The sequence below is a fragment of the Photobacterium nomapromontoriensis genome (assembly GCF_050336815.1).
Taxonomy (GTDB): domain Bacteria; phylum Pseudomonadota; class Gammaproteobacteria; order Enterobacterales; family Vibrionaceae; genus Photobacterium; species Photobacterium nomapromontoriensis.
In genome coordinates, this window is record NZ_JAKJSL010000052.1 from 48,258 (window position 1) to 56,684 (window position 8,427).

General features: G+C 51.7%; 7 protein-coding genes. All 7 read left to right on the top strand.

What is annotated here, in order from left to right; all coding sequences use genetic code 11:
• Positions 1-2: 2 nt before the first annotated feature.
• Complete coding sequence (locus L4D12_RS21380) at positions 3-2,609, top strand: tape measure protein (protein ID WP_428449863.1); 2,607 nt, start codon at positions 3-5, stop codon at positions 2,607-2,609.
• A gap of 19 nt (positions 2,610-2,628) precedes the next feature.
• Entirely contained in the window at positions 2,629-3,465 is an 837-nt protein-coding gene (locus L4D12_RS21385) for a hypothetical protein (RefSeq protein ID WP_428449864.1), read from the top strand.
• Entirely contained in the window at positions 3,465-4,346 is an 882-nt protein-coding gene (locus tag L4D12_RS21390; RefSeq protein WP_428449865.1) for a hypothetical protein, read from the top strand. The genes L4D12_RS21385 and L4D12_RS21390 overlap by 1 nt, the downstream gene beginning before the upstream one ends.
• Positions 4,347-4,348: 2 nt before the next feature.
• Positions 4,349-6,037, top strand: a complete 1,689-nt coding sequence (locus tag L4D12_RS21395; RefSeq protein ID WP_428449866.1) for a hypothetical protein — start codon at positions 4,349-4,351, stop codon at positions 6,035-6,037.
• A 1-nt stretch (position 6,038) separates the two neighbouring features.
• Positions 6,039-6,788, top strand: a complete 750-nt coding sequence (locus L4D12_RS21400) for a phage BR0599 family protein (protein WP_428449867.1) — start codon at positions 6,039-6,041, stop codon at positions 6,786-6,788.
• 27 nt (positions 6,789-6,815) lie between these two features.
• A complete protein-coding gene (locus tag L4D12_RS21405) occupies positions 6,816-7,028 on the top strand; it encodes a hypothetical protein (RefSeq protein ID WP_428449868.1) in 213 nt (70 codons plus the stop codon).
• A 200-nt stretch (positions 7,029-7,228) separates the two neighbouring features.
• On the top strand, positions 7,229-8,427 hold a 1,199-nt coding region (locus tag L4D12_RS21410), incomplete at its 3' end, for a phage tail protein (protein WP_428449869.1).

The window sequence follows — 8,427 nt, forward strand, 5'->3', positions numbered from 1 at the left end:
AGATGGTGTCCCTACGCAATCAGTTATTAGGCGTTGCAGCCGGGTTTTCGGCCATTACAGTGGCGCAGCAGGCTACCGAACGGCTGGGCGCGTACCAGGACATCCGCACCCAAATCACCTCGCTAGTCGGTGGGCAGCAGCAGTGGTTGGAAACCGAGCAATACCTGATTGAAGTCAGTAAAGAACACAACAAGGCGTTGATTGGGATGGCGGGCAGTTATGCCCGTGTCGCCTCGATTGAAGATTCAGGGATGATCACCCGCCAGCAGACTATTGCCATCTTTGAAGGGATGAGCAATGCGGCGGCCACTTATGGTGCCACCAATGATCAGCTGGGTCAGTCAATGTTTGGTTTGCAGCAAGCAATGGCGAGCCAGATTGTTCGAGCCGAAGAGCTTAATCAGACGGTAGAACCTTTGCCTGGTCTGCTGACCAGAATGGATAAGGCGGCGGGCCTCAGTGCCGGGGGATTTCGCCAGATGGTCAATGCAGGGCAAGTGACTTCGGCGTTTTTCGCGGAAACTTTGGTCAAGGCACTGGCTTCCTATGACGGGGCCGCCGCCAGAACAGCGGGTAACGTCAATGCGATGTATGGCGATCTCTCGACTGCCTACACCCAAGCGGTAGTGGCATTTGAGGTGCCTATTTCTGATGCGTTCTCACCGTTGGTGCTGTCATTGACTGACAGCTTAGATCTGTTAGCCGGTAACGCTGAACTGATCTCAACCGCCGTCGGTGTGACCATGGCCTTGGCGCTTGGTCGCGGTACGGCAGCCCTGATGAATATGACCGCCGCCAAGACCCGCGACATGCTGGCAACCCGCAGCCAAATTGCAGCGTTAATCAAACAGGTTCAGGCCACGATAACGGTGACGGCAGCAGAAGTTGCTCGACTGGAAACCTTGCAGCTGACCAATGCGTTTATTTTTAGATCCACCGGTGGAGAGAAGGCGCTAGCAGTCGCGAGGGGGCAGTTAACCGCCGCCACAAATCAGCTATCAGCAGCCCAAGCGGCGGCCAGTGTGTCCGGTCGTGCATTGAATGCCACCATGGCGTTTCTTGGTGGCCCGGTGGGCGTGGTGATGTTGGCCGCATCAGCAATAGGTTACTTTGCGCTGCAGGCCAGCGAGGCTAAAACCCCCACCATCAACCTCGATGATGAGGTCAATAAGCTATCCGGTAGTTTCCGGGACTTAAATGATGCCCAGCGCCGGGTGATGATCACCCAGTTAGGCACACAGGCCAATACAGTGAGAGCCGAACTGGCGCAGACCCGTCAGCAGGTTGAACTACTGTCAGGCAGTCTGCAGTATCTCGATGCTGCTGGCCGGGTTGAATCCCGCAGTAAAATTGAAAGTTTAAATGCCCATGCGCAGGCACTCGATCAGCAGCTCGTTGAAATCTCGGCCAAGCAGACTGCTATTTTTAACGATGGTCTGCCCACCGACTGGATCGATCCGGATAAACCCCAAAACACACCTAAACCACCAGTCGATGACGGGAACACTAAAACCGCCCAACAGCAACTGGCCCTGATGCAGCGCCAAGTTGCCCTGTTTGGGGAAACCTCTGAAGCGGCCAAACTGCGTTATGACATCGAGCATGGAGCCCTAAAAGGCATTAACGAAGAGCTGGCCAAGAAGCTGCTGCTGGAAGCAGAGAAATTGGATTCGCTGCAGGGCAAAGACACTTCGGCTATTGATGCTTTCTATCAGGAATCTGACGAACTGAATACCGCCTGGCTGATGCGGTTGGCCATGCAGGCTGATATGGAAAATCAGGCGCAGATCCAAGAACAGTATGCCTATAACGAGCGGCGGAAACAGTTGTCGGCGTCATTCCAAGCCGCGTATGCCCAAGCCCGTGATAACAACCAACTGCAGGATGAACTGGAGCGGGAATACTTTGCTAATCGGGAAATACTGCGGGCTGACCATGAAGCCAACCTGACTGATATTAAACGTAAGGCCGAAGATGAGCGCCAGGCATACCAGTATCAGGTGGCTCAATCGACCCTCAACTTTACTCAGCAGCAGCTGAGTATTACTACAGATTTTTTGAAACAGGCCGGAGATGAGCAAGGCGGTCTGTACCGGGTGTTGTTTGCGGCGCAGAAACTGGCGGCGATCCCGTCGATGGTGGTGGCCACCGAAGAAGCGGCGACCAAGGCGTTGAGCTTTGGCCCACCGCCCGTCGGGATGGCGTTGTCTACTGCTGTGCGCGCCATGGGCTATGCCTCGGTTGGGATCGTTGCTGGACAAGCGCTGGCGGGCCAGGCCCATGACGGCATTGATCGTGTACCGGCTCAGAACGAAGGCACTTGGATGCTGCGTAAAGATGAAATGGTGCTTAACCCCAAGCAGGCCGACAACTTCCGCTGGATGGTTTCGATGATGCAGCAGATGAAGGCGATGCAAAGCCAGCAACACCTGCAGATGCAGCAACAGAGCATGGGTGTGGGCGGCAATCCGAATATCAACGTCGCCGCCCCGGCAGTGCATGTCGCGTTCCTCGATAACCAGGAGCAGCTGAAAGCCTACCTGCGCAGCGATGCCGGCGAACAAGCCGTGGTGAAAATCGTCCAGCGTAACCGGTCAAACTTGAATTAAAGACTGAAAAGGAATTGAGATGGCATGGGAAACAGGGACAGCAACAAACCATCGTGACGTATTGGCCAAACTGGCTGTATTTGCGGTCGCTCAAGGTTGGGGCGTTGTGAGGTCGTTAACGCCAGCGGATGGTGAGCATGAGCTTTGGCTGCAAAGTGGTGGGGAATCCGGGAAAGAAACGATTTTTGTTGGTTTTAGAACCGAGTCCGATCCGGCAAATGACCGATTTAATGTGGCATTGCGTTGTTCACCGATGTTTTCAGAAGGCGCTCTTTTTCATGAAATGCCCAATTCATCCAGCAACAAATATATCTATTTGTGGAAGAACACGATCCCTTATTACTTTGTTGTTAATAAGGACAGAATAATTGTGATTGCCCAAGTGTCGACAAAATCACATGCCTGTTATTTAGGAAAATTACGCCAATATTGCTCGCTGGGTCATTGGCCTCGTCAAGTGGTGGTTTTTGGTGAGAGTGATATTGCGTCCGGCCGCTGGTCCAATGAAGGCGGGGATTATTCAACTTTCCAAAACATCATTCCTCGTGCCAATGCGGTGTTATGGGTCGATAACACCTATTTAAATGTGGCGAGAAACTACCCCCGTCAGGGCGGCTTCCCTGCGCTTGATGGTAAGCCCATAAATAGCAGTAATGACCGCTGGATGATCCAAATGTTCGCGATACACAATGAGCACGGTGCATTGGGTGAGTTTCAAGGGTGCTTTTATCTTAGTGGCCGCGATGTCGCGACCTGGCAACGGTTAACATCGCCAGATAACAGCCGCGAGTATGTAATTTTACAGAATATTTATCGTGCGGGATTTATCGATTATATGGCCGTGGAGTTAGCATAATGCCTTACGAAAAACGCCGCATAAATAGTATTGATGCCATTATTCCTTTTGTTTCCGAGTTCTTGGCGAGTAATACCAATGTACCGTTTGAGATGGCCCGTTTTTCAAATGAGTCATCGACACAGTGGGGTGTTGTGCACAAAGAGCACAGTTATTTGTTTTGCATGGACATTAATGCGAATACAAATGTGGGTGGGCAAGCTTGGAACATGGTGGGTAATTGGATACAAGGTGGTCTTTGGCCGGGCCTATTTAATCAAGGTTCTAACTATTTACCGATCCCACTTCCGTGCGAGGTGTATATTATTGCTTGCAACGACCTATTTATCGTTAATTTTCATGATGCTGTTTCTAACCAAGAAAATTTACTGGGCATAATGGGTATTTCTCATGTGCGAGATAGCGGCTATTGGGGAGCAATTGCGTCCGGCCCATGTGCTGCGCGTTATCGTTCTTCATTTTTTCTGAGCGTGGAGTCAGATGGTAGTTTTAGCTATCCGAGCATGTTGGCTTATGACCGCGAGAAAAACAGTCATGTCACTTCTGGAATTAGTATGACTACTCAGGTTGGTTTTTTACCCATGATCCGTTATGCCAGCAGTTATGGCTATGCTTGTCTTTACCCTGACATTCTTCATCACACCTTATTTACGCAATCTGGCACAACACTGTTCATGCCTTGTTATATGGTGGGGCGAGGGAGTCCTTATGATGGTGAATTAAAAGGGGAGTTGCCTGGGGTTCGTACACTCTGCACTAAATATTATGGTCAGGGTGATATTGAAACCTATCAGGACAAACGCTGGATGATTTTCACCAAACTCGATGCGGGCGGAAAAGATCCTGAGCCTAGGGGTTTCGCTTTTCGTGTGGATGACTAACTATGAGCACGGTCGTTGCAATTGGATATAGCCTCACCGCCCCGTTTGCCAGTGAACAATATCTTGCGCCACCGTTACCGGAACCAGCGCCCTTTGTCATGATGGCGAGTGCGGCTGTTGTTTCAGTTAAAACAGATCCAGCTGCGTGGTTGCCTACATTACCCAGTATGGTCGCGGTGGTTAATCCGGGTTTTTGGGACCGAGATTTCAAAAATACTCTCTTTATCAAACCAAAGAAAATAGACCTGGGTTTTGTCGTCAACGCCTCTCGGGTGCCAGTTGAAATGTGGAGTTCTTATACCACTCCGCTCAACTTGAATGAAATCGTCCGCGTCAATGATAAAGGCATGGCGCTGCACGGGGCCAAACCCGGTGACGTTCTGGCTCCTTATGGTGGTCACTGGGACTATGAGCTGGCGGTGTCACTCGATGTTGAGATGAATATCGAGGCGCACTTTGAATGGTCGTTTAATAACGGTGTTGTCACCACTTGTTTGAGTATAACGGGAACAAAGATAGCACTGTGGCCATACCCACCGATTTACCCCATTACCGAAGAGTGGCAATGGTTCACAGCGGTGATTGAAACCCATTCCAGTGAACAGCGCCTGAGTAATGCCAACCAGCCTATTCAACATCTTGATTATCGCTATACCTTGCCCGTTAGTGTCGGGGCTGAACAAACCGCCCGTTATGCCGCACAAGGTAAAAACCCGCATGTTGTTCCTGTCTGGGGTGATGCAACACCCCCGGTCACGGTGCAATCCGGCGCAACGGAAATTCATACTGACGTCACAGGCCGTGATTTTAATAACGATGGCATGATGGTGCTATATAAGGACGCCGAGTATTACGAGGTGGCTTTTGTTGATCGGGTAACTGCCACGGGATTGATATTGCAGCAGCCGCTGTTGTTTGATCACTCCAATGTTGTGGTCATGCCCGCAATCACCGCCATTGCACCGGACGGACTGAAATCAGTGCGCCGTGGCGCTCGTATCGAGCAGCAGATCAGCTGGGTGAACAGTCAGCCACTCATGATACCCGTTCCAACACAATGGCCGGTCGAGTTTGTACAGCAATACCTTGGCAGACCGGTGGTGATCAAGCGTGGAAAATCGGGTGGGGTACGCGATGACATGGCCTTTACCTGGAAAGATAAAACCACCGCCAGTGGCCAGCAGATGCTGATGACCGGGCGGGACTATGGCCAGCATGCGACCACCATTGAATGGTTGGCAAGCGGGCGTGAGTCCAGCTGGCAGCTGAGGCAGTTTCTGTATCAGTTTAAAGGGCGTTTAAACACCTGTTGGTGGCTCACGTATCACCATGAAATACGCCTAGCTGGGAGAGGGAATCGGCAAAAGATCGTGGTCAGGCCGACGGGTTTTAATCAGTTCGGGGGGTGCCATGTTTACTTGCAATGGCTGGACGGGGTGCAAATGGCTTTTGCTCGCCCCGATGGTGTGGATGCCGAAGGTAATGACATCCTCGATATCGGTGGCGATCCTTTGATAGCCGTCAATATGGGGGATCTGCTCTGCGGCCATGTGATGCGATTGATGAGGCCGGATGATGATCAGGTCAAAATCAGTTATCTGCCACGCCACCGAATGCAGGTAATGATGGCGATGGTTGAAGTGTCTGATACCGAGGTGCAGGGCTCTGAAATCACCAGAAAGGAGGCATGAGATGGCGGTGATTGAGCTGTACAAAATAGAGATCCACCATGAGGTGTGGTATTTCACCTCTCATCAGCAAGATGTGATGGTCAATGGTATTCATTGGCGAGCCCATGTCATTGAGCGCGATGCGTCGATTGAGCAATCCGATGATCCGCTGCGAGCCGATACCTCATTCGAAGTTGCCGCGGGAAGTGAGCTGGCTGATTTGGCACTTAATCCGCCCCTTAATATCGCCCCGAGGGTAACCATTCTCCGCTCTGAAGATGGCAGCACGTTTTACACCGTATTTGCAGGTCGTCTGATGGCTGGGGTATGGAACGAAGGGTTTGTGACGCTCGAACTGGAGGCGGTACATACCGAACTGCAGGTGACGGGCCTCAATGAAACCATTACCCCTTTGTGTCGCTATGCGTTGGGCTGCCGAAAATGTGGCGTGACTGAATCACCGCGAGCCATCACCATCAAATCGGCTTCGGGGACACGTCTTACCCTGACTGAACCTGTCGCGTTGGAATACGGTTTTGGTTATCTCAAGCAAGGCGGTAATACCCATTTTATTGATAGCCAGCCGGATGGAGTGACGCTGAAGTTACTCCATTCTGCTCACTTCAATCCGGCAGATAAGGCGGTCATTGTCCGAGGCTGTGACCGCTCGCTGGCAACCTGTCATCGCCGATTCAACAACGCGATTAACTTTGGCGGCGCGGCCAACCTGCCTACCAAGAATCCCTATGTCGGCGATCCTATCGACCGCTAATTTCATCCTATTCACAAGGAGAGTGTCATGTTTTGGGTCAGTATCATCATGGCCGTGGTATCCATTGCTATCAGTTATCGCGCTGTTAATCAGGAGCATGATGCGCCTGATCTGCAGGAGCCTAAAGCGCCCGTGATTGAAAAGGGCAAACCATTGGGGGTGGTGTTTGGCAAAGTCAAAATCACCAGCGGCACTGTCTATTGGTGGGGGGATATTTCATATCGAAAGATTCGGAAATAAGCACAGCAATAACAGGATTTATCCCCGAGACTTGGCCCCGCTTGGCTTTTGTTGCAGCGGCGCTCGCGGAGTCTTTGAGGCGCATAACCTGAGCTGGGCTGTCTTTGTTAAAGACGGGGCTGATTGCGATCAGTTGTTGGCATTGGGCGATCCGCTGATCACAACGGTCATCAATAAATTCAAACAAGGCAGGGAATGCCATGGGTAGTAAGAAAAAGCAAACCGTCGGTTATCGCTGGTTCTGGGGGCAACACCTGGTGTTGTGTCATGGCCCGGTCGACTTTATTCAGCGAATTTGGTTTGGTGAGAAGGTGGGCAGTCATACCAAAATTGATAGCAACCAGCGGCTGACTATTAACCAGCCTACCTTGTTTGGTGATCGTGACCAGTATGGCGGGGTGATTGGTGATATTGATGTCTGCCTCGGCCGTGCCAATCAGGGCGTGAATGATTATCTCGCCCACCACTGCGGCCAGATTGTGGACGGTCAGAAGGTAGTGAGCGCGTTTCGTCACTTGGCCGCCTTGGTGTTTCGTAAACCTGAAATGGGCAATTCCAGCTACCCGTCACCGGTAGCTGTGGAAGTGGCCCGAGTTAATACGGGTTGGGATGGTAAGTTGATATGGAATCAGCACAAAGCCGCCATCGGGAATGTGCTGACGCAGGGCGAAGGCGGGCTGAATGCAGCGCATATTATCCATGAGCTGATAGAGTGCCCGGAGTGGGGAACCGGTAACCAGAACATTGATGATATAGCGTTTACCCACTGCGCAGATGCGCTTTATCGTGAGGGATTTGGCCTTAATGCCCATTGGGTTAAGCAGCAACCAGTAGAGCAGTTCATTAAAGATATCTGCCGTTACATTAACGGCTATGTTTTTACTGATGAGGGAACAGGGCAAGTCACCATGCGCATTGCCAGGGATGATTACAACAGCGATGAGCTCCCAGTGCTGACTGGCCTGCAGATCACCTCGGCCCGCAATATTCGCCGCCGCAGTCAGGCAGATCTCATCAATACTCTGACGGTGACTTATACCGATTGGGAGACCCACGAGAAAGCCGCCGTGACTGTGATGAATTCCGCCTTGTTGCATGCCACGGGGCGCACCATTGGTGAAACGGTAGATTTCCCGATGATCCACGATGCCAAGTTGGCCTATAAGGTGGCGATGCGTGAATTGCGGATGTTGTCGGCACGGCTGATGACCAGCGAATTGTACTGTGATACCTCGGCGGCTAACTATCAGCCTGGCGATGTGGTGCGGGTGGTGTACCCTCCTGCCGGGCTTGACCATATTATGCGAGTGCAGAAAAAACGCCGGGGTAGCCTAGCCAGTCCAGAAGTGAAGCTGGACTTGATGGAAGATATTTTCTCAGCGGCCACGGGCGACTATAG

Excerpts from the sequence above, each read along its gene's own strand:
- L4D12_RS21380 (WP_428449863.1), top strand. The coding sequence starts at position 3 with ATGGTGTCCCTACGCAATCAGTTATTAGGCGTTGCAGCCGGGTTTTCG.
- L4D12_RS21385 (WP_428449864.1), top strand. The coding sequence starts at position 2,629 with ATGGCATGGGAAACAGGGACAGCAACAAACCATCGTGACGTATTGGCC.
- L4D12_RS21390 (WP_428449865.1), top strand. The coding sequence starts at position 3,465 with ATGCCTTACGAAAAACGCCGCATAAATAGTATTGATGCCATTATTCCT.
- L4D12_RS21395 (WP_428449866.1), top strand. The coding sequence starts at position 4,349 with ATGAGCACGGTCGTTGCAATTGGATATAGCCTCACCGCCCCGTTTGCC.
- L4D12_RS21400 (WP_428449867.1), top strand. The coding sequence starts at position 6,039 with ATGGCGGTGATTGAGCTGTACAAAATAGAGATCCACCATGAGGTGTGG.
- L4D12_RS21405 (WP_428449868.1), top strand. The coding sequence starts at position 6,816 with ATGTTTTGGGTCAGTATCATCATGGCCGTGGTATCCATTGCTATCAGT.